General features: G+C 36.9%; 24 protein-coding genes and 1 tRNA gene. 11 read left to right on the top strand and 14 right to left on the bottom strand.

Going from position 1 to position 22,105, the window contains the following annotated elements; all coding sequences use genetic code 11:
- Positions 1-49 precede the first annotated feature (49 nt).
- From AQF98_RS08430 to AQF98_RS08455, 6 genes are all read right to left on the bottom strand, one after another.
- Positions 50-1,186, bottom strand: a complete 1,137-nt coding sequence (locus AQF98_RS08430; protein ID WP_055131497.1) for a chorismate mutase — start codon at positions 1,184-1,186, stop codon at positions 50-52.
- A 104-nt stretch (positions 1,187-1,290) separates the two neighbouring features.
- Entirely contained in the window at positions 1,291-2,127 is an 837-nt protein-coding gene (locus AQF98_RS08435; RefSeq protein WP_055131498.1) for a prephenate dehydratase, read from the bottom strand.
- A gap of 252 nt (positions 2,128-2,379) precedes the next feature.
- Entirely contained in the window at positions 2,380-2,619 is a 240-nt protein-coding gene (locus AQF98_RS08440) for a hypothetical protein (RefSeq protein ID WP_055131499.1), read from the bottom strand.
- 216 nt (positions 2,620-2,835) lie between these two features.
- On the bottom strand, positions 2,836-3,747 hold the full coding sequence (locus AQF98_RS08445; protein ID WP_055131500.1) for a sterol desaturase family protein: 912 nt from the start codon (positions 3,745-3,747) through the stop codon (positions 2,836-2,838).
- Position 3,748: 1 nt separating this feature from the next.
- Complete coding sequence (gene aroB, locus AQF98_RS08450) at positions 3,749-4,807, bottom strand: 3-dehydroquinate synthase (protein ID WP_055131501.1); 1,059 nt, start codon at positions 4,805-4,807, stop codon at positions 3,749-3,751.
- Positions 4,807-5,013 carry an RNA-binding S4 domain-containing protein gene (locus tag AQF98_RS08455; RefSeq protein ID WP_055131502.1) on the bottom strand — a complete coding sequence of 69 codons (207 nt, stop codon included), beginning with the start codon at positions 5,011-5,013 and terminating at the stop codon, positions 4,807-4,809. Before AQF98_RS08455 ends, aroB begins: the two co-directional genes overlap by 1 nt.
- A 95-nt stretch (positions 5,014-5,108) precedes the next feature.
- On the opposite strand from AQF98_RS08455, the gene AQF98_RS08460 reads away from it, so the two are divergent.
- The gene (locus AQF98_RS08460; RefSeq protein WP_055131503.1) at positions 5,109-6,293 is read left to right on the top strand and encodes a proline dehydrogenase family protein; all 1,185 of its coding nucleotides are present in this window, start codon (positions 5,109-5,111) and stop codon (positions 6,291-6,293) included.
- 95 nt (positions 6,294-6,388) lie between these two features.
- Here the strand turns inward: AQF98_RS08460 and AQF98_RS22335 are convergent, their stop codons facing one another.
- The 3 genes from AQF98_RS22335 to AQF98_RS08475 form a co-directional block, all read right to left on the bottom strand.
- The gene (locus AQF98_RS22335; protein WP_055131504.1) at positions 6,389-6,511 is read right to left on the bottom strand and encodes a hypothetical protein; all 123 of its coding nucleotides are present in this window, start codon (positions 6,509-6,511) and stop codon (positions 6,389-6,391) included.
- Positions 6,512-6,588: 77 nt separating this feature from the next.
- Positions 6,589-8,877 (bottom strand): catalase/peroxidase HPI, encoded by a 2,289-nt coding sequence (gene katG, locus AQF98_RS08470; protein WP_055131505.1) that lies wholly within the window; start codon positions 8,875-8,877, stop codon positions 6,589-6,591.
- A gap of 208 nt (positions 8,878-9,085) precedes the next feature.
- The gene (locus AQF98_RS08475) at positions 9,086-9,403 is read right to left on the bottom strand and encodes a DUF962 domain-containing protein (protein WP_055131506.1); all 318 of its coding nucleotides are present in this window, start codon (positions 9,401-9,403) and stop codon (positions 9,086-9,088) included.
- Between the two features lie 91 nt (positions 9,404-9,494).
- Here AQF98_RS08475 and AQF98_RS08480 point away from each other — a divergent pair, with 91 nt between their 5' ends.
- On the top strand, positions 9,495-9,905 hold the full coding sequence (locus tag AQF98_RS08480; protein ID WP_152969677.1) for a TfoX/Sxy family protein: 411 nt from the start codon (positions 9,495-9,497) through the stop codon (positions 9,903-9,905).
- A gap of 25 nt (positions 9,906-9,930) precedes the next feature.
- On the opposite strand, the gene AQF98_RS08485 is transcribed toward AQF98_RS08480, so the two are convergent.
- Positions 9,931-10,371, bottom strand: coding sequence for a helix-turn-helix domain-containing protein (locus tag AQF98_RS08485; protein WP_055131508.1), 441 nt, complete (start codon positions 10,369-10,371; stop codon positions 9,931-9,933).
- Positions 10,372-10,458: 87 nt separating this feature from the next.
- Here AQF98_RS08485 and AQF98_RS08490 point away from each other — a divergent pair, with 87 nt between their 5' ends.
- Positions 10,459-11,160, top strand: a complete 702-nt coding sequence (locus AQF98_RS08490; protein WP_055131509.1) for a CPBP family intramembrane glutamic endopeptidase — start codon at positions 10,459-10,461, stop codon at positions 11,158-11,160.
- A 243-nt stretch (positions 11,161-11,403) separates the two neighbouring features.
- Here the strand turns inward: AQF98_RS08490 and AQF98_RS08495 are convergent, their stop codons facing one another.
- Positions 11,404-11,727: a hypothetical protein gene (locus AQF98_RS08495; protein WP_055131510.1), complete on the bottom strand. Its 324-nt coding sequence runs from the start codon at positions 11,725-11,727 to the stop codon at positions 11,404-11,406.
- Between the two features lie 202 nt (positions 11,728-11,929).
- Positions 11,930-12,003, bottom strand: a tRNA-Ile gene (locus AQF98_RS08500).
- A gap of 67 nt (positions 12,004-12,070) precedes the next feature.
- Between AQF98_RS08500 and AQF98_RS08505 the strand changes: the two genes are divergently transcribed.
- The 4 genes from AQF98_RS08505 (at position 12,071) to AQF98_RS08520 (ending at position 13,982) form a co-directional block, all read left to right on the top strand.
- Positions 12,071-12,706, top strand: a complete 636-nt coding sequence (locus AQF98_RS08505) for an HAD family phosphatase (protein WP_055131511.1) — start codon at positions 12,071-12,073, stop codon at positions 12,704-12,706.
- Between the two features lie 120 nt (positions 12,707-12,826).
- Entirely contained in the window at positions 12,827-13,075 is a 249-nt protein-coding gene (locus AQF98_RS08510) for a hypothetical protein (RefSeq protein ID WP_055131512.1), read from the top strand.
- A gap of 22 nt (positions 13,076-13,097) precedes the next feature.
- The gene (locus AQF98_RS08515; protein ID WP_055131513.1) at positions 13,098-13,706 is read left to right on the top strand and encodes a hypothetical protein; all 609 of its coding nucleotides are present in this window, start codon (positions 13,098-13,100) and stop codon (positions 13,704-13,706) included.
- Between the two features lie 90 nt (positions 13,707-13,796).
- Entirely contained in the window at positions 13,797-13,982 is a 186-nt protein-coding gene (locus AQF98_RS08520) for a hypothetical protein (RefSeq protein ID WP_055131514.1), read from the top strand.
- A gap of 9 nt (positions 13,983-13,991) precedes the next feature.
- On the opposite strand, the gene AQF98_RS08525 is transcribed toward AQF98_RS08520, so the two are convergent.
- Both AQF98_RS08525 and AQF98_RS08530 read right to left on the bottom strand, forming a co-directional pair.
- The gene (locus AQF98_RS08525) at positions 13,992-15,233 is read right to left on the bottom strand and encodes a HAMP domain-containing sensor histidine kinase (RefSeq protein WP_055131515.1); all 1,242 of its coding nucleotides are present in this window, start codon (positions 15,231-15,233) and stop codon (positions 13,992-13,994) included.
- The gene (locus AQF98_RS08530; protein WP_055131516.1) at positions 15,233-15,907 is read right to left on the bottom strand and encodes a response regulator transcription factor; all 675 of its coding nucleotides are present in this window, start codon (positions 15,905-15,907) and stop codon (positions 15,233-15,235) included. The genes AQF98_RS08525 and AQF98_RS08530 overlap by 1 nt, the downstream gene beginning before the upstream one ends.
- 148 nt (positions 15,908-16,055) lie before the next feature.
- Here AQF98_RS08530 and AQF98_RS08535 point away from each other — a divergent pair, with 148 nt between their 5' ends.
- The 4 genes from AQF98_RS08535 to AQF98_RS08550 all read left to right on the top strand — a co-directional run bounded on the left by AQF98_RS08535 (position 16,056) and on the right by AQF98_RS08550 (position 22,100).
- On the top strand, positions 16,056-17,147 hold the full coding sequence (locus AQF98_RS08535) for a DUF4856 domain-containing protein (RefSeq protein ID WP_161805858.1): 1,092 nt from the start codon (positions 16,056-16,058) through the stop codon (positions 17,145-17,147).
- Between the two features lie 93 nt (positions 17,148-17,240).
- Positions 17,241-18,359, top strand: coding sequence for an imelysin family protein (locus AQF98_RS08540; protein WP_055131518.1), 1,119 nt, complete (start codon positions 17,241-17,243; stop codon positions 18,357-18,359).
- Positions 18,349-19,692 carry an HTTM domain-containing protein gene (locus tag AQF98_RS08545; RefSeq protein ID WP_055131519.1) on the top strand — a complete coding sequence of 448 codons (1,344 nt, stop codon included), beginning with the start codon at positions 18,349-18,351 and terminating at the stop codon, positions 19,690-19,692. Before AQF98_RS08540 ends, AQF98_RS08545 begins: the two co-directional genes overlap by 11 nt.
- Positions 19,668-22,100, top strand: coding sequence for a TonB-dependent receptor (locus AQF98_RS08550; RefSeq protein ID WP_055131520.1), 2,433 nt, complete (start codon positions 19,668-19,670; stop codon positions 22,098-22,100). The genes AQF98_RS08545 and AQF98_RS08550 overlap by 25 nt, the downstream gene beginning before the upstream one ends.
- The last annotated feature ends 5 nt before the right edge of the window (positions 22,101-22,105 follow it).

The following is a 22,105-nucleotide window of genomic DNA, read 5'->3' on the forward strand; positions in this document are numbered from 1 at the left end:
AAGTGGCGTAGCTGGTACAAATGAACTATTGAACCTATTTACTACTCTTTTACTTTACTTCAATATGGTTTTCGGCAGCAATTCCTTTTTCTGCTTTTCCGGCATTCATAATTTCGGTTTGTCTACGGATCGATTCACCGTGAACCAATTCTAAAAATTTCTCCGTAAAATTCACATCTAATTTCAATGCTTTTGCAAAAGCAGTACGTTTTTGCATAATTTCATCCCAACGGTTAACTTGTAAAATAGTTACTTTATTGTCTCTTTTAAACTCGCCAATTTTCTGAGTTATGCTCATTCTTTCGGCTAATTTTTGAAGTACCAAGTCGTCAATTTTATCGATTTCTTTTCTTAAGTCAGCAAGTTTGTCTGTAAATTCTTCGTTTTTAGATTCTGGTTGACGCAAAGTAAATTTACTCACCATTTCTGCCAAAGCAGCCGGGGTAACTTGTTGTTTAGCATCTGTCCATGCAATAGAAGGATCAAGGTGAGATTCGATCATTAAACCTTGCATGTCTAGATCTAGCGCTTTTTGTGCAATGTAAGGGATCAACTCACGGTTTCCGCAAATGTGGCTTGGATCATTGATGATTGGCAGTTCTGGACATAATGTCTTCAATTGGATAGCCAATTCCCACATTGGTTCGTTACGGAAAGCACTTTTTTCGAAAGAAGAAAAACCACGGTGGATTGCACCTAATTTGGTAATGCCTGCTTTGTTGATACGCTCTAATGCACCAACCCATAATTGTAGGTCTGGATTTACTGGGTTTTTAACCAATACAGGAATATCTACACCTTGTAGGGCATCGGCAATTTCTTGTACGGTAAATGGATTTACAGTAGAACGGGCACCAATCCAAAGGATATCTACACCTGCAGCAAGTGCTTCTTCTACATGTTTAGCATTGGCAACTTCTACTGCGGTAGGCAAACCTGTTTCTGCTTTAGCACGCTTTAGCCATTCTAAACCAATGCTTCCAATTCCTTCAAATTCTCCCGGACGGGTACGTGGTTTCCAAATTCCAGCTCTTAACACACTCACTTTTCCGGTAGCAGCTAATAAATGTGCAGTAGATAACAATTGGTCTTCTGTTTCGGCGCTACATGGGCCAGAGATCAATAAAGGTTCGTTTTTAACGTTGATCCAACTTTCTAATGGTTGGATGTTTAATTGTAATTTCATTTTTTTTGGGATTTTATTTTTTAAGTATCAAGTAGTTAGTATCAAGTATCAAGACTGGGTGTTCACTTTACACAGTTTTAGTTTTTTCTTTTTAATTAGGGTAATTATACTTTGTCATTTTTTGGGTATTCGCCCATAATGTTAAAGTTAACCGTGTATTTTAGAGCCTTACGAATGGCAGTATCATAGTTTTCCATGTCTTTCCATTCCATGTCTACATAGAAATAGTAGTCGTTTCTTTTGCCCAAAACTGGCATAGATTGGATTTTGGTTAGGTTTACATTCAGCTCTGCAAAAATGTTAAGTACTTTAGATAGTGCACCTACATAATTGCCAACCTGAAAACAGATAGAGGCTTTATTGATTTCTTTTGAATCTTCTGTTTTGTCTTTTTGAAGGATCAAAAAACGGGTATAATTTTTTTTGTTCGATTCTATTCTACGCTCAATGATGTTCAAACCATACAATTCAGCTGCCAAGGTGTTGGCAATGGCTACAGTATCAGTTAATTGCTCATCTCTTATCTTTTTGGCACAGGCAGCGGTATCGCTACTTTCGATCACTTGGATCTGGGGATAATCATCAAAGAAATCAACACATTGCCTAATGGCGATAGGATGGGAGGTGGCAAATTTGATATCCTCAAATTTTACACCTGGAAAGGCCATTAAATGCAGTTGGATAGGCAAATAAACCTCGCCACTTACCGCAAAATTGTATTCTCTAATTAGCGTGTAGTTGGGCAATAAACTACCTGCAATTGAGTTTTCGATGGCCATGATTACAAAATCGGCCTTATCGTTTTCTAGCGCATCACAAGTTTGCTTAAAAGAGTTACACTCAATGGTTTCGATATCTCTACCAAAAAATTTAAATGCTGCTTCTTCGTGGAATGATGCCTTGATGCCTTGTATGGCAACTCTTGTCTTTTTTGTTTTCATTTTTGCGTTAAACAAAAAAAGTCCCGGCTGTAGGCCGGGACTTTTTATATACAAATATTCTTGTTATGTTTTTTGCATATTAGTCCCGGCTCTTACTAAAATAGTAAAAGTAACCAAACCAATATGTAGTTGTTAATCTCATTTTTGTTTCTTGGTGTCAAATGTACACTTCAAAATTTAATTTGTCAATAGGGAAATGAAAATAATTTAAACAGAATTAAATTTTGATGCAAAAAGAGGGTGTTAAAGTTTTTAAGCTGGACAAAAAGGTTGCATTCCATTGGTGCACAATTGATCGCATGGAATATAGGAATGATCATTGAAACAATAACCTACTGGATCGCCACCTCCACCACCTCCGCCTAAGCATGGATGGTTTGGTGGTACAATACAAGGGCAGTCTACAGGAGCAATATCACATGGTCCTGTTCCTCCGCCACCACTAATTTTTCTGAGCGCTTCGCGACTTAGTTTTTGAGAATTTTTTAACATGATTTATTTTTTTAAGGGTGATTATATACTAATCTACAAAACTATTTTTATAATCTTTTATAAAATTTGTTTCAATAAATGAAGTATAAGCTATTGATAACCTGAAATTTAGTGTTGAATCAATGAAAAAATAGAGTTAAAAATTTTGGGTACAACAAACCCTTTTGCTTTTAAAATAGTGCTTAGCCAATAAATATATAGGTGACTAATTTTAACTTAAGATTTCTCTAGATTGGCTTTTTGTTCTGATTCTCTTAGCTCTCTTTGCATCACTTTAGCAACTTGAGTGCTGCCATCGTGGCTCCATCCTGGCGGATTGACTATATATTTTACCTTATCCCAAAGTGTAGGTGCTTTCTTAACATCGTTTTTTAGCGCAATAAACTCATGGAAAATGATGTTAACCGGGCCAATGTCTTTTGGTTGTGTAGTTAATCCATATTTTATGATATCTTCTGGCAATTCTTCTTGGAAGGTGCCAAACCATCTGTCCCAAAGAATTAAAACCATACCCATGTTTTTATCTAAATAGCGAACATTGCTTGCATGGTGTACCCTATGGTGTGAGGGGGTTACAAAAACGTATTCGAACCAGGGATGCAATTTGCCAACTGCTTGGGTGTGTACCAAGTTGCCGTAAATTTGGGTTACCAAATAAGCGAAAAGCACATCCATTGCCGTAAAGCCCATAAATGCTAAGGGCAAATAAAAGAATACACGGTATAGCGGCTCAAAAACCGTTGAGCGGAAACCTGTGGTTAGATTAAAATGTTCTGATGAGTGATGGGTAACATGCATGGCCCAAAAGAAACGTACATAATGCCCAACGGTATGTAAAAACCAATATAGAAAATCCTGTGCTAGGATCAACACAATCCAATACAACCAAATATTAGAAATTTGAAATAGCCTAAATTGATAACAATAATCTAATAAAAAGAAGGTTGCCGTTTTCATGCCTAAGTTAATTACAACTGCGGCAGTCATTAAATAAATATTGGTCCAGGTATCTCGTTTGGTATATATTTTTTTATCGTGCGCATAGCTAAAATACATTTCAACCAGCGTTAAAATGATCACAAAACCAAATAATCCACCTACAGAAATATCGCTTCCGGTAAACTTCATTTTATAAACTATTGTAGTAACTTAAACTGCCCAATATATCATCGGTAGTTACACGGCAGTTAAATGTGCATTTACCAATTTCATCTAATAAAGAGAACATGATCTGTCCATCTTCGTTTTTCTTATCACTTTGCATTAAACTCAATAAAGTATCAAAACTCTTTTGTTTAATGTTGTATTTAGGATAAGTTGTAAGTATGTATTTGCTGATATCAGCTAGTTCTTCTTGATTTAAGTTACAATATTTAGCCGATAAAAAAGCTTCACAAACCATTCCTATCGCGATAGCCTCACCATGTGTTAAAGGTTTTTTGTCATTTGCCAAAGCATAACTTTCTACAGCATGGCCAATGGTATGGCCAAAGTTTAAAATTTTGCGCAAACCTTTTTCTAAGGGGTCTTCGGTAACCACCTTATTTTTAATCTGAACAGAATGATAAATCTCTTCAGGTGCCAACGCTTCATAATTACTTACTTTTAAACGATGGTAATAAGCTTTATCAGCAATTAAACCATGTTTAATCATTTCTGCAAAACCAGAAAGCAATTCTCTTTTAGATAAGGTAGTTAAAAAAATATTTTCGATAAAAACAGCTTGAGGTAAGCTAAATGTACCAACCATATTTTTCACATTATCGATATCAATACCTGTTTTGCCACCAACTGAGGCATCTACCTGCGACAATAGTGTGGTTGGGATATTGATAAAATCGATTCCTCTTTTATAGGTTGAAGCTACAAAACCACCCATATCTGTAATTACACCACCGCCCAAATTGATCATCAGACATTTTCTGTCGGCACCAAAATCTAAGAGTGTTTTCCAAATTCCAATACAGAAATCGATGTTTTTATTCTCTTCTCCGGGGTCAGTTTCAATAATGTCAAAATCTTCAAGGTCATCCAAAAAAGACCTGAAAACAGGGATACACAACTCTGCTGTATGGGTATCGGCAAAAACAAATACTTTACTGTACTTATTTTGAGCCAAAAGCTCCTTTAATGGGGCCAAGCCCGATTCAAAATAGATCGAATGTCCAGCGCTTTTAATAGGTTCCATTAGATCACTTCAATTATTTTGCCCATGAAATCTATTTTATCTCCAACACGCACTTTGAGGCGCTTTCTATGGTCAACTACACCATTATATTTAACCAAGCCATCTTCTACAACAGTTTGAGCTTCGCCACCACTTTGTACCAAAGAAGTAGCCTTTAAGAGTGCAATTAGCGGAATAAATTCGCCTTCAAGTTTGAATTTTATCATTGTGGTGCAAATTTACAATTATTTATAAAGTGTTTTGCCTTAACAATCATTGTAATTTATATTTTTGCACTCTTCTGACCAAGTAAATCAATAGAATGGAAACATCGCCCAGAAAAAAGATCAATTTTGACAATACTGAAATCGCTTTTCGCAATAAATCTAATGCAGAACTGAACCAAGCTTATTGGTTGTTCAAAATCATCAGCAGTAATTTTTTAACCAAGGTTGGTCCACCGATTACAAATTTCTTACTCAATGCGGGTTTTCCGATTAAAGGTGCCATTAGGGCTACAATTTTTAAACAGTTTTGTGGTGGAGAAACCATTAATGAATGTGAGCATGCCATTGAACAATTGCATATAGGCAAGGTTGGAACTATTTTAGACTATTCTGTAGAGGGAGAAGAAGAAGAAGAAGTTTTTGATTTTACCTGCGAAGAAACGATTAGAACAATTGACAGGGCCGATGGTGATCCGCGAATCCCGATTACAGTATTTAAGGTTACGGGTATTGGTCGTTTTGCCTTATTGGAAAAAATCCATGCTAAACAAGAATTAAACGTAGCCGAAATTGAAGAATACGATAGGGTAAAAAAACGTTGCGAGAAAATCTGTAGAACTGCCTTTGAAAAACAGGTGCCGATTATGATCGATGCTGAAGAAACTTGGATTCAAGGTCCTATAGATGAGTTGGCATTAGAAATGATGACAGCTTTTAACAAAGAAAAATTAATCGTTTATAATACTTATCAAATGTACCGTCATGATAAATTAGCCGATTTAAAAGCCGATTACATGATTGCCAAAGAAACTGGATTTATTTTAGGCGTAAAAATGGTACGTGGTGCTTACATGGAAAAAGAACGCAAACGTGCTTTAGAAATGGGTTATCCATCGCCAATACAACCAGATAAGGAAACAACAGATAAAGATTATGATGAATCGCTGAAGTTCTGTGTACAACATATTGACCAGATTGGTTTTGTTTGTGGTACGCATAATGAAGACAGTAGTCGTTTACTAACGGAATTGATGGATGAAAACAATATTCCACATGAGCACCCACATGCTTTTTTTGCACAATTGTTGGGTATGAGCGATAATTTAAGTTTCAACTTATCTGATGCAGGATATAATGTTGCTAAATATGTACCTTATGGCCCAATTAAAGCAGTAATGCCTTATTTATTTAGAAGAGCACAAGAAAATACATCTGTAGCCGGACAAACGGGAAGAGAGTTAGGGTTAATTAGTAAAGAGAAAGCTAGGAGGAGGTTGTAGAAGGGAAATTAGGGAATAGTAAATAGGGAATAGGAAATGGGGAATAGAGAATAGGAAGTAAATAGACTAACGACTCCCGGCTAAGGAATGTGAACTTATTTGATTACAAAATAACCAACTGCCAGCCAAACTAATCCTTTAACTAGAAAGAACATAAAGCCCCAGAAGCCGAGCTTTTTACCCCATTTTTTAAATTTTTCTATTCTTTCGGCTCTCATTTGCCACAAAGTTAATTAATTGAAAAGATTAAAATAAATAAGGGTTGATTAACCAACCCTTATTTATTTTATTGAAACTAGTGTTTTGCTAAATCGAAACGGTCAAGATTCATCACCTTGTTCCATGCAGCCACAAAATCTTTTAGAAATTTGTCTTTTGCATCGCTACTGGCATAAACTTCAGCAATTACCCTTAATTCAGAATTTGAGCCAAATACCAAATCGGCACGAGTTGCAGTCCATTTGAGCTCATCTGTTTTTCTATCGCGACCTTCAAACACTTGTTGGTAGTGGTCTACTGATTTCCATGCCGTGTTCATATCCAATAGGTTGACGAAGAAATCATTTGTTAATGCTTGAGGTTGAGTAGTTAGCACACCTTGTTTAGATTGATCGAAATTGGTATCCAATACACGCAATCCGCCAAGTAAAACTGTCATTTCTGGAGCAGTTAAGGTTAAAAGCTGCGCTTTATCTATCAACAGGGCTTCTGTAGAAACGGTATAATTTGCTTTCTGATAGTTACGGAAACCATCTGCTATTGGCTCTAATACACCAAAAGATTCAACATCAGTTTCTGCCTGTGAAGCATCCATACGACCTGGGTTGAAAGGTACGTTAATATCTTGACCAGCATTGTTAGCTGCTTTTTCTATACCACTATTACCTGCTAAAACAATTAGATCTGCTAATGAAATCTTTTTACCCCCAGTTTGTGCATCATTAAAGTCTTTTTGGATTTTCTCTAAAGTACCAAGCACTTTATCTATTTGTCCATTGCTATTCACTTTCCAATATTTTTGAGGTGCCAAACGTAAGCGAGCACCATTGGCTCCACCACGTTTATCAGAACCACGGAAAGTAGAAGCAGAGGCCCAAGCTGTTGAAACCAATTCTGAAACGGATAGGCCAGAGGTTAATATTCTTTCTTTTAAATTGGCAATATCTTGATCGTTAATCAATTGATGGTCTACTGCAGGGATAGGATCTTGCCAAAGCAATACTTCTGCTGGTACATCTGGACCTAAATAACATGCTCTTGGGCCCATGTCGCGGTGGGTGAGTTTGAACCAAGCACGGGCAAAGGCATCTGCAAACTGGTCAGGGTTTTCAAAGAAACGTCTAGATATTTTCTCGTATGCGGGATCAAATCTTAAAGATAAATCTGTAGTTAACATGGTTGGCGCATGTTTTTTTGATGGGTCAAAGGCATCAGGAATGGTTCCTGCACCAGCACCATTTTTTGCAATCCATTGATGGGCACCTGCAGGACTTTTGGTTAATTCCCATTCGAAATTGAAAAGATTCTCGAAAAAGTTATTACTCCATTGGGTTGGGGTAGTAGTCCAAGTTACTTCCAGTCCACTAGTAATGGCATCTCCGGCTTTTCCTGTACCATATTTGCTTGCCCATCCAAAACCTTGTTCTTCTATTCCAGCAGCTTCTGGTTCTTTACCTACCAAGCTAGAATCGCCAGCACCATGCGTTTTTCCAAAAGTATGTCCACCAGCAATTAAGGCTACGGTTTCTTCATCATCCATCGCCATGCGCTTAAATGTTTCGCGGATATCTCTGGCGGCAGCAATTGGATCTGGATTACCATCTGGACCTTCTGGATTTACATAAATTAAACCCATTTGTACAGCTGCAAGTGGTTTTTCTAGGTTACGGCTATGGATATCGCCATCAGCATTGTCATCAGCAGCTAATACGCCACCGCTTTTTGCTACACCATCAGAACCATGGGCATAACGTTTATCGCCACCTAACCATTCATTTTCAGCTCCCCAATACACTTCCTCCTCTGGTTCCCAAACATCTTCACGTCCACCAGCAAATCCGAAAGTTTTAAAACCCATCGATTCTAAAGCAATGTTACCGGTAAGGATCAATAAATCTGCCCACGATATTTTGTTGCCATATTTTTGTTTAATTGGCCAAAGCAATCTGCGTGCTTTATCTAAATTCACATTATCTGGCCAACTGTTCAATGGTGCAAAACGTTGTTGTCCTCTGCCAGCTCCACCACGACCATCGCCAGTTCTGTAGGTACCAGCACTATGCCAAGCCATACGGATAAATAGCCCACCATAATGCCCAAAATCTGCTGGCCACCAATCTTGAGAATCTGTCATCAACTCATGCAGGTCTTTCTTTAGTGCTGCTAGGTCTAGACTGTTGAAGGCTGCTGCATAATCAAAACTATTGTCCATCGGGTTTGATAGGGAAGAATGTTGACGAAGAATACTTACATTCAATCTATTTGGCCACCAATCTAAATTTTTTGTGCCACCATTAAGCGGGTTAGTTTTGTTGCTACCATTGTGAAATGGGCATTTGCTAATGTCGTTAGGGTTGTTTTCCATTGTTTTGTTTTTTGTTTATTCTTAATGTACGCTTAGATCAACCTGGAGTATTTACGAATTGGAGTAGGTCTATCAGCTAATTTAATGAAAGCAATTCAATTATTCTCTAAAAAGGAGATGCAAATCAATTGGCTTTCTTGTTAAACAAAACTATAGAGAAAGGGGTGCCAGAACAAACTGCTTTTTTCTATATGGCTATAGGTAAAAGCTATTTCACCTTAAAAGGTTGTTTCCCATTCAATAAGTCCCAGAAGAGCATAAAATCGCTAGCCAAACTATAGGCAGGGTATTGAAAGGTAGCAGGTTTGTTCTTTTCAAAGAAAAAATGCCCCACCCAGGCAAATCCATAACCAATAAAGGGAATGGCGACAATGAAACGCCAGTTGTGAAAAAGAATACCAGTAATTAAGGATAGAATCAATAGGGCCGTACCAATAAAATGAAGGATACGACTGGTTAGATTCTGATGCTCTGTAAGGTAGAAAGGGTAAAATTCTTTAAGGGAGGTAAATCTTTTCTCTTTCATTCTTTTTAAGTTTTGGTTAGGTAAATTTAACAAAAAAATGTGAAATGAATTCGAGGTGCTAGGGGTAAAACTTGAATTTAAACAAGCACCTATGCGATTACTGTTAATCTTCAATCGCATTTGCTACATTTACCTTAAAAGCATTCCAATCTATAAAGCTATGGCTTATAACAATCAACTGGCAGATCGGGTAAGAGAATTACTGGTGGATGAAGAGGAGGTAACAGAAAAAGAGATGTTTAGTGGGGTCTGTTTTATGGTAGATCAAAAAATGTGCATCTGTGTTTCTGGAGATGAACTATTATGTAGAATAGGCACAGAGAAAGTACAGTTGGAATTAGAAAATGGAAATTGCCGTAACATGATGAACAATGGCCGTTTGATGAAAGATTATGTATATGTGGAAGAAGCAGGTTTTGATCAGCCTAAAAAACTCTTTTACTGGGTTAAACTCTGCTTGGCATTTAATCCCTATGCTAAAGCATCCAAGAAAAAACAATAATGCATCAACTATTTGGAGCCTATTGTTAATTCCATATACGCCATAGTACAATTGCATCTAGGCTTGCCACTGCCGAGAGCAATAGAAACAGTTCAAAGTTTGTTTCAGGAAATCTACTAGATTGCGAAAGAAAAGCCGCAGTGAACAAGATGCTCACGAGTGCAAGTGTACTACTAAGAATAAGTTTTCTGGGATTGTTGGTGATTGGCTTGGCTAGGGGCATGCCAACAGAAACAGATACTTCAGTAATATCATCTAATGATTTCAATTCTTCCATATCTAGACCTAGTTGTTTAGCCAACAAGTTCAAATTATAAGCTCTAGGCAATACCTCTGCGTTTTCAATCCGTTGTACCGAACGCAGGTTGAGTTGAGTAAGGTCTGCAAGCTGTTGTTGAGAATAACCCTTTTTTAAACGTGCTTCTTTAATCAGTTTGGCAATTCCTTCTTTTTTACTACTGTTCATTATGGTTAGCTTACGGCATTGTTACGGCGTATGTAAATGTCGTCATCTTCAACAATTTTAAGCGCATATTTTTACAGAAAAAAACTCATGATTGCTATTTTTGTTGCATTGTTATTTTCTTGGTTATTGTTAAAGTATGTATATGGTCAGTACCTAAATGTATTGGGCTTATATATTGATACTAAATGTTTACTATTAATATTTTCTGGCTTTGTTTTGCCACTCGTTTATTTATCCGTGTTGTACTTTAGCCTCTCTTTGTGGGTGCAAAACCCCTACAAACTCAATCCAGATTACACCTTTACCAATTTTGCCAAAAGTTCGTTTTTTGTATTAAAAGGAGTAGTTTTAGAAGAGCTCATTTTTAGGGGTGCGTTATTATATGTGCTGATCAAAAAACTTAGCGCCAATAAGGCGATGATCTTATCAGCTATAGCTTTCGGCATCTATCATTGGTTTTCTTATGGCATATTTGGGCAGCCTGTACAAATGTTAATCGTATTTGTCTCTACTGGGGTAATGGGTTATTTACTGGCACTGGCATTTGTAAAAAGCCATACCGTACTGCTTCCTTTTGCACTGCATTTGGGTTACAATTTCACCTCGATGATTTTATTCTCCAACGAAAAGAACATTGGTCAACAATTGATGGTTAAAACGCATGTAATAGATCCTGTTCAACCAGAAGGTATATTGCCCTTAATGATGGTTGTTATTTATTATACAGGATTTCCCATACTCTGCTTTATCTATCTTAAATTATTAAAACCTGTTACTCCAATGAGATAGTTAGCTTTTAAGCAGTAGGACTAGCTCAGCTTTTTTCGAACCATTTCTTGTACAGCATGATAAAGTAATTTTTGCCATCTAGCTATTGTAATTTTGATCGAGCTCACCAACAAGTTAGCGGCTAAAAAGTGTAACATCTGGTATCATAAAAATCTCTAATGTAGGATATATTGGACTGCGATGAGTCTGATTTATAGTTTGAATTCTCAACATCAAAATCAATTCTAAAAAAAGGATACAGAATTATTTATAATAGCCCCGAGGAGAATTGTACTCAGGTTTGCCATCAACATATTCAATGAGGATATAGTCTCCTGGAGAGTAACTCTCATTATGGGTGTCTCCCTCGTATTTTTTTCCATCGATATAAAACTCATAACCATAGGTAAAGGGAAAGGTTACTCTACTATTCGCTAAAATATGCTTTTCAGAAGTTACGATAGCTTTAACTATTTTTGTTTTATCATTGCGTAATGAATCTCGTCGATTACATTCCCTTAAAAATGGATAAAAGCAAATGATTAATAATGCAAAAACAAAAATGGATTTGATTTTTTTAAAATTCATAAAACAAATTTATTATCCTATCAGCGCCGAAATGCCTATAATTTAAGATTAACTTCCATTTAATCACATATATATAGGCTTGTATTGAGCATTAAATTTACTTGCATTTTATAACAAAACAAGCCTATAACTACTGATATTCTGTGAAAAATAAATCCATTTAAAAAACGAAACCCTCTTTACAGTCTGTAAAGAGGGTTTGTGGGCCCACCTGGGCTCGAACCAGGGACCAAAAGATTATGAGTCTTCTACTCTAACCAACTGAGCTATAGGCCCCGAAAAACCGATTAGGTTTTGCGAGTGCAATGTTACATATTTGCAACGAATTTTGGAAACGGTTTTTATGGAAAAAGTAAAAAATATTATTTTCGACTACGGTAATGTCATCTTTGAAATCAATTTTAAACGCACTCAAGCTGCTCTTATACAATTAGGTATCACAGATGCTGAACACTTTTTTGCCCATAAAAATCATAATCCATTATTTGACGATTTTGAGATAGGGGGTATTACTCCAGCAGAATTTAGAGCCGGAATTAGAGCTGCTGCAGCCAATTCGGCCTTAACAGATGCACAAATTGACGAAGCATGGAACAGTTTATTGATTGGGGTTTCTGCCCAAAACCATGATGTTTTACTAACTGTTAAAGAAAAATACCGCACCTTTTTGTTGAGCAACAATAATGAAATTCATTACAATTGGATTGTAAATTATCTACAAAAGGAATTTGGACTGGACAATTACAATCAGCACTTTGAAAAAGCCTACTTCTCACAACAAATGCGCTTGCGTAAACCCAATACCAATATATTTGAACAAGTAATTAAAGAGAACAACCTCAATCCGGCAGAGACCCTTTTTATTGATGATAGTCCTCAACATATTGAAGGAGCAAAAAAAGCAGGTCTACATGCCTTGTTAATGGATGTACATCCAGAAAAATTAGCAGATTTTTTAAAACAACACGGAATAATTTAAGAGATAACGCTAAAAAACATTAACCAAACGAACTCAATTGTTATATTTAGCCTATCAATAGAATTTATAAATAAGTTCGTTTAAATTTCAACCCAAACAACATTTTCAACCCCTCATTTTATGGAGAAGAATAAGCTATCAACCTTAACATTAGAAGAACTGTACGAAAAGAGAAAAAAATTAAAAAGCACTAGCATGGGTATTGGTATAGGTATGGTCGTTATATGTTCGGTTTTGCTTTATCTCATTTTTAAAACCAAAAATTTTGTGCTGCTAGCTGTTGTTCCGGGCTGCTTAATGACACTCTTACCTAGCTTTATTGTGTTGAGTCAGCTCAATACCGAAATCAAATCACGTGAATCGAAATAGTCTAATCATTTGATTTGTGAACATGAAATCTATAGATAAATTACAGAACTTACTCCCCCTGGGCTATCTTTTTTTGGTGGTATTGGGTATTATCAAAGAAAGTGTATTCTTTCATCAAATTGGGATCAACATTTTGAAATATTCATCAATTATGGATGTTTTGATTAGCCCTATAGCCACTTTAACGCTCGACCCGATTATACTCATCATCTTTACCATGATGTTTATCTGTTGTGTGCTAGTGCTGCCTCTCATCTTATATCGATTGCGTACTAAAAAATGGGTAGAAAAAGCATTTGATCTAAACAACATTGAGCCAGAACCATCTGAGAAAGTATTAAAAGGGATTTTTACCACTACTGCTATTCAAATTTTTGCTTTTATGTTATTGTCTTTTTTCCTCGGCTTTGGCATTGGGCAAGGTGCAAAAACAGCTAGAAATATCAAGAACAATAAATTGGATTATGATTATAAATTGAATTATAGTAGCGGAGAATCTGAAGATATTTATATGGTTGGATCTAACAGTCTCTATTATTTCTATTTGGCAAAAGGTAATCCTGCTGTAAAAATTTCGCCTGTTGGTTCAATAAAAAGTATCGAATTGACTAAAAACAGAATGCTGAAATAGAAATATCAGTATATTAGTAAAGCAAAATTTCATAGCTATTGATCAATTGTACAAGCTGAAATAGCTAATGCCCCTCAAAAATTAAAAAATATGCAACAGAAATTCGAAAAACGATTTGTATTGATCCCAATGGGACTTTTTTTAATTTCAGGAACATTCATAGTTGCACAGTTTCAAGCCATGCCAGATTTGGTAAGAGGTCTTTTATTTGGAACAGGCTTTGGATTAATGTTATTGCCGTTTCTTTACAAGAAAATAAAACCAAGTAGTTACTAAGTTACGGTCTTAGAACTCAATTTCGAAAATGTGCAGCTCATCTTTATAGTTGTAGCTAATCTTCCAATTGTTGTTCGAACAGATTTGTTTCACAATAGATAGTCCTAAGCCATTTCTATGCGTATTTGCACCTGCACCTTTGGTAAAACGGGTAAATAATTTTGATTCTGGAAATGAAAGTGGTATTCCAGTATTAGAGAAAACTATTTTTTCGTGATCTAAGGTAATGGCTACATTAGCTCCATCATTGGTATTGTTAAGCATATTAGCTAACAAGTTGGAGATTAAGATATCCATTAAAGAAGTGCTGGCAAATACCTGTTTCGGGCTGAGGTTCAATGTAATATTTAGCTGCTTGTATTCAAATAAGTCTTCCTGTAGCTCTAAATTTCGTCTTACCACCTCATCTAGTGCTAGCCATTTCTTATCTACAAACGTATCATTTTCGAGTTTAGCCAATAGGAGCAAGCCAGTGCTCACTTTACTTAACCTTGTTACCGCAGTTTTAGCATCTCCAAGTAAATGCACCACATTTGGTTCAAGTGGCAACTGACTGATGCTTTCTAACCTTGTTTTGAGAATACTAAGTGGGGTTTGGATCTCGTGAGAGGCATTTTCTGTAAATTGTTTTAATGCCATATACTCTTTTTTACCTCTTTCGGCCAGATCCACCATTACGGCATTCATTTCCTTAAATTCCTTAACATCGGTACTAATTAGCTGCAGTCCATCATCCGAACTTACAGAATAGTCTTTCATTCTTCTAAGATTGACGAGTAATGGACGCCAAATGCCACGGCTGATGAGGTAATTGATGAGGGTGCCTAAGAGGGTTAAAAGGGCTGCTATGCCTAAAAAGATATAGCTGATGGTACGAGAATAACTACCCCAACCAATGTAGGTGGTCATTACCCTGATCCGGTAATAATTGCCATTGATGAGTTTACTCTCTTTAAAATAGTAATAACCTTCATGTGCGTTTTGCAGTTTATCATAGATCAGTGTATCTGTGAAAACTTTAGGTAGTTTCATCAGGTTGCTGTTGCCTTTGGTAATTTGCACCAACGGAAAAGATACATTTTTACCTATTTGCAACTCTTCGGCAACCATAGCTGCCTGTAGTTCTAACTGCTCTTCAATCTCTTTAGAAATTTCGGCCCTTAAAGAAAGAAACATGATAAAACCAGTAACGCCAAGTACCACTACACTCAACCCAAAATGATAGTAGCTAATTTTAGAGAGTAAGCGCATTAGAATGTAAATTTGTAACCAATGCCGTAAACGGTTTTGATATAGTCTTTACCCGAGGTTTTAAGCAGTTTTTTCCTCAGGTTCATCATGTGTACATAAATGGTATCAAAGCTGTCATTTTGGTCAAAGTGATCTCCCCATAGGTGCTCTACAATTGAGGTTCTGCTCACCACCCTGTCTTTATTGATCACAAAATAAATGAGCAATTCGCATTCTTTTCTAGTTAAGCCAATTTCTTGGTTCTGAAAAGTAATCGATTTAGATAGGGGTTCTATGGTAATTCCATCAAAGGTTATTTTTTCTGCTCCTTTTAATGCTTTTCTCCTATAAATAGCATTTACACGGGCATTTAACTCTTCAAGGTAAAATGGTTTGGTCAGGTAGTCATCTGCTCCAAGATTAAAACCATTGAGTTTATCTTGAAGAGAATGTTTGGCCGAAAGCATTAAAATGCCTGTTTCTAAATGTTTCTGTTTAATCTTTTCGATCAGTTCTATTCCGTTGCCATCGGGGAGGGTAATGTCAAGTACCACAATATCATAGAGATAATCTGTCAGTTTCTGTTCAGCATGCTTAAAAGTAGTGGCATGTTCACAGGTAAAATGGTGCGATTTGAAATAGGTTGCTATCTCATCGAGCAGCACAGGCTCGTCTTCAACAAGTAGTATTTTCATGGGTAGGTGTAAAATTTTCTAAGGCATCTTCTAAATCTTTAGAAAATCTTTAGAAAGGGTCATTATGTTTGCAGCTCAATATTCTTATTTAGACTTATTATAAACAATGTTACTAATAAATTTATATAATCCAATAAAAACACCAAAAATGAAAAACAAATTTTTTAAAAATTCAGCCTTAGTTGCGCTTACTATTCTAAGTCTTGCATCATGTAAAAAGACCAAAACACCAGATGATGTAATTGCACCATACGATATCCCTACGACTTATAATTTCAGTGATGCAAATTATACTAGTTCAACTAATCGTGCCAAAATGTGGTTAGAATTGGATGCTTACATGAAACTTCCAAATGCGGGTACTGCACTAGATGCAACAAAAGCTACTAATCTATTTAACAATACCGGCAATGCTTTTACAGAAGCCGCTTTAAATACCTCTGGCGTTAGTATTGTAGAAAAAACAACTGATGCCCCAGTATTTAAAAAATACCTAGATGATTTAGTAACCGAGAGTGCAATTACCACCATTGCAACTAACGGAAAAGCTGGTTATGCAGAAAGAAGTGCAACGACTAAAGTAATTGTAAATGCAACAGGTTTAGAGAATGGTCAGGCAGTAGCTAAAGGATTGATGGGTAGTTTGTTGTTTAAACAAGCAATGGACCTACTTACATTGGTAAAAACCGATGGAACGATTGCTGATCAGAAGAAACATTTTGATGAAGCTTTTGGTTACCTCTCTGTTCCCGTTAATTATGACCCTACCGTTACCTATGCATCAACTCTTGTTTTCCCTGCAAAACCGATTGGTTGGGGTGGTTATTTAGCCGAACGTGGTAAGGATATCAATGCCGGTAAAGTTATTTTCGATGCATTTTTAAAAGGTCGTGCGGCTATAGGTGCAAAAGACATTAAAGTTCGTGATGAGCAGATCACCATCATTAAAGAGAAATGGGAGCAATTGGCAGCAGCTGCAGCATTGGCCTATTTCACTAACCCTACTACTGGTGATGCTGGTGTTGGTACATTTCCTGGTGTAAAATTACATGCTTTATCTGAAGCTTATGGTTTTGTAGAAGCCTTAAAATACAGACCAGCAAACAGCAAATTGAGTGCTGCCAACTATACCAGGTTACAAACGATCATCAAAACTAATTTTTATACGCTATTGAATGAAGCAGGTTATACCATGCTTAAAGAAGGACAAACTATTTTAAAAACGGCTTATGGTCTTTAATTTTTTGAAATAGTACGCAATCCATTACTAGTGGAACTCTCTGTGGTAAATCTACCGCAGAGAGTTTTACTTTTTATTAAAATCCCATTTGAGATGAAAAGAAGATTTGAAAAATACCTCTACTTATTGCCTTTATTGGCACTTACACTTCAACTAGCTTGTAGTAAAAGCAGCAACAAACCTGATGACACCAAAGTCAACGAATTTGATAAAACAGCAATGTTGGTCAACTACGCTGATCAATTGATTATACCTGCATTTGAACAGATGCAGCAAAAAATGGTCCCTTTACAGGCTGCTGTCAATACCTTTGTCAATAGTCCAAACGTAGCCAACCAGAATGCCTTAAAGCTTGTTTTTAAAGATGCATTTTTACAGGTAGAAAAAATTTCGGCTTTACAATTTGGCCCTGCCGATGAGGTATCGTTAAGCAGTTTCATAAACATGTTACCTGCAAATACCATGAAAAAAGTAGGTATAGACAAACCTGATCTAACTATTGTTGAAGAAAACATCAGCAGTGGAAATTGGAATTTGGTACAGAACTCTACCATACATCAGCAAGGGTTTCCTGTTTTGGATTACCTGTTGTTTGCAGATGGTGCCATTGCGAAATTTGGAGATGCTGGAAGTGCGAATCGCAAAAAATATGTTCAGGATGTGTTAACAAGGATTAAATCTTTGGTAGATCAGACCTTATCGCTTTGGAAAGGTACTTACCGTAGCCAGTTTGTTTCCAATACTAAAAGTAATTCTGGTAGTCCAATTAGTTATATGATGAACCAGTTTTCTTTTGAAATGGACATGATTAAAGGTCCAAGACTAGGTTGGCCTTTCGGAAGCCAGTCTGGTGGTGTACAATTTCCACAACTGTGTGAAGGTTATTATTCGGGTTTATCTCTTGAACTTGCCATAGAGAACATGAGTAGCCTAAAAAATATGTTTACTGGTGGAAACAGTGGCAAGGGTCTTTCAGATCTGTTGGCAGCACTTGGTCATACACAATTAAGAACAGAAATCTTAAACCAGTTTGATATCGTTAACACTAAATTAAAGGCCATTCCAGCTCCTTTAGCTACTTCGTTAGCCAATCATAAACCGCTAATAGAAGATGCGGCTAAAGAAATACAACTTTTATTAAGGCTTATCAAAACTGATGCGGTTTCGAAATTAGGCGTTCAAATTTCCTACGTTGATAACGATGGTGATTAATAAAGCCATCAAATGGATCCAATTTCCGGTATCTATTGCACCATTAGCAAGTTTCAGGATCATTTTTGGAGCCATGATGTTGTTAAGTACAATCCGGTTTTGGCTCAAGGGTTGGATCACTACACAATACGTTGATCCAACCTTTCATTTTACGTTCATGGGCTTTGATTGGGTGCAACCATTAGGTAGTGTAGGGATGCATTTCGTATTCTTTTTGATCGGCTTATCAGCACTTTTAATTGCACTTGGCTGGTGGTATCGTATAGCTATCGTCACTTTCTTCTTGTTGTTTACCTATGTTGAATTGATTGATGTTACCTATTACCTCAATCACTACTATTTTATAAGTGTGATCAGCTTTCTGATGATCTGGCTTCCGGCAGGTAGATTTTTTTCGCTTGACATAAAGTTCAACCCTTCTCTTAAACTTACTGAAGTTCCAAGATGGTGTATTGGCGCCATCCGTTTACAGCTTGGACTGGTCTATTTTTTTGCCGGACTGGCCAAAATAAACCCAGATTGGCTTTTGGCAGCCCAACCCATGAAAATATGGTTGCCCACCAAGAGCCATCTTCCTATTATAGGTTCATTGATGTATCAGGAGTGGGTAGCTTATTTCTTTAGCTGGTTTGGTGCAGTGTACGACCTTTTTATTGTTTTCTTTTTATTGAACCGTAAAACCCGTTTATTAGGTTACTTAGCAGTATTGGTTTTCCATTTCGCCACAGCCTTATTTTTCCCGGCCATTGGTATGTTTCCTTACATTATGGTGCTTTGTACCTTGATCTTTTTTAGCGGAGATTTTCATTTGAGGTTACTCGGATTTTTTGCTGGTCCATTGGCGCTAGTAAAAAAAAGAAATCAATCTAATCAACCACGGTACCAAAAACAGCTTTTGTATCTGTTTGGTTGTTTTTTTATCATTCAACTTATTGCACCAATCAGATGCCTAGCTTATTCTGGACCTTTGTTCTGGACAGAAGAAGGCTACAGATTTTCGTGGCGGGTAATGTTAATAGAAAAGGTAGGTACTACCACTTTTACTATTCGAGAAAGTGAAACCGGAAAAACCTATGAAGTGAACAATGCCGAATTTTTAACTGCCCAACAAGAAAAAATGATGAGTACCCAGCCCGACCTCATCTTAAGGTATGCGCATTATTTAGCCGATAGCTATGCTAGAAGAGGCATTAGGCAGCCTCAGGTTTATGCAAATGTGTACGTAACCTTAAATGGAAGAAGATCAGCTCCATTTGTTGATCATACCGTTGATTTGGCCAATCAACAACTTAGTTTTAAACATTACAAATGGATTTTACCATTTACACCATAACACCACAATTTATGAGATTAATCAGCATTTTATGTTTTTGTTTGCTGCCATTTTTTACTATTGCCCAACAACTCGAGCTATCAGGGAAAATTTCATTGCAAGCAAAGCCTGTTGATGGCGCAACAGTTATTTTAAAACCTTTAAATAAAAGCACCATGAGTAATGCGGCTGGTGAGTTTAGCTTCAAAGAGCTGTTAGCAGGTAGGTATGAAATTACGGTATCTTTTATGGGGGCTAAAACGGTTAAGAAAACAATCGAAATCAAAGAGAAAAGTATTGATCTTGATCTCGTTCTAGAAGAAGACCAGGTAATAGAGCTAGAAATGGTAGCCGTAACCAAAGTAAATAACAGAGTGGCAGATCAATTGAAACAGGTAGAAGGAACTGCAATTTATGCAGGTAAAAAAACTGAAGTGATCAATCTGAAAAATATCAATGCAAACTTGGCTACTAATAACGCCAGGCAAGTTTATGCCCGTATTGCAGGATTGAATATCTGGGAGTACGATGGTGGAGGCTTACAGCTGGGTATTGGTGGCCGTGGATTAAATCCGAGTAGGGTTTCTAATTTTAATACCCGTCAAAATGGTTACGATATCAGTGCCGATGCCTTGGGTTATCCAGAAAGTTACTATACACCACCTACAGAAGCGCTGGATAGAATTGAAATTGTAAGAGGTGCTGCCAGTTTACAATATGGAACTCAATTTGGTGGAATGATCAATTTTAAAATGAAAAAAGGTCCTGAGCATAAACAAATTGAATTGACCAGTAGACAAACCGTTGGATCGTTTGGATTTTTCAATTCATTTAACAGCATTGGTGGTCAAGTAAAGAAGTTAAATTATTATGCTTTCTATCAATATAAAAAGGGTGATAGTTGGCGTCCAAATGGAAATTTTAACCAAAATTCGGGCTATATCCATCTTGATTATGCATTTACCGATCAACTTAAACTCACTACAGAATATACCCATATGGATTATCTGGCGCAACAACCCGGTGGTTTAACAGACGATCAATTCAATACTGATCCTTCGGTTTCAGTTAGAGATAGAAACTGGTTTAAAGTGAAATGGGATCTTTTGAACGTCACATTAGACTATCAGTTGAGCGAGCATACCAAATTGAACTGGCGTAATTACCATTTGCAGGCCAGTAGAGATGCCCTTGGGGTACTCACTTATATCAATAGACCCGATCCAGGTGTAGGGACACCAAGAGATTTAATGGCCGATCAATACAATAACTATGGTTCAGAATTGAGGGTACTTCATCAGTACGAGTTGTTTAATAGCGAAAAAAGTACCTTGTTGGTTGGTGCCAGGGTCTATAGAGGGATGACCGCTAAAAAACAGGGTGATGCTGATACCGGTGCTGGCGCTGATTTCAACTTTTTGAATGCCATGGCCAATAAATCAGATTTTCGTTTCCCTGGTACCAATTTGTCATTATTTGCCGAAAATATTTTTCAGCTCAATAGCAAATGGAGTATTACCCCCGGAATGCGGTTTGAACACATTGCAACAGGTGCCGATGGCTATTATATACAACGTCAGATCGGTGTGCCAGATTTGAAAAAAATTGATCACCGAAGAAACCCACGCTCATTTGTATTGTTTGGCGTTGGAACCTCTTACAAACCACATGCTGCCATTGAAATGTATGCCAACATCTCTCAGAATTATAAATCGATCAATTTTACCGATTTAAGGGTGCAGAACCAAAATGCAAGGGTAGATTCTCTGTTGAAAGATGAAAAAGGTTATACCATAGATGGGGGAGTAAGAGGGAATTTAAAAGATTGGCTTTATTACGACCTGAGTGTGTTCTACTTGAAATACAACGATAGGATAGGGTCTGTTTTTACCACAGATCAAAGCAATATGATCTATCGATTAAGAACAAACGTTGCAGACAGTAGAAATATTGGTTTCGAAAGTTTAATAGAGGCCGACCTGTTGAGGGCATTTACTAAGGGAACCAGCAAACATAAACTGGTAGTTTATACCAACTTCTCTTTGATAGATGCTCGCTACATCAATACAAAAAGGCCAGAAATTAAAGATAAAAAGGTAGAATTTGTACCACCTTTATTATTTCGTACAGGTTTATCATTCGGCAATCAAACTTTCAATACGAGTATACAGTATTCGCATGTTGCCCAACATTATTCGGATGCTACCAACGCAGAAATTACCCCTACAGCTGTAGATGGCATAGTGCCTGCTTATCAGGTAATGGATTTGAGTGCCAGTTATCGTTGGAAGTGGTTTACTTTGTCTGGCAGTATCAATAACTTGTTAAATGAAAAGTACTTTACGCGTAGGGCTGATGGTTATCCTGGACCAGGTATTTTACCATCTGACCCCAGAGGTTATTACTTAACCCTACAGTTCAAATTATAAAATAA

Origin of the sequence: Pedobacter sp. Hv1, from assembly GCF_001412215.1 — a bacterium.
Classification (GTDB): Bacteria; Bacteroidota; Bacteroidia; order Sphingobacteriales; family Sphingobacteriaceae; genus Pedobacter.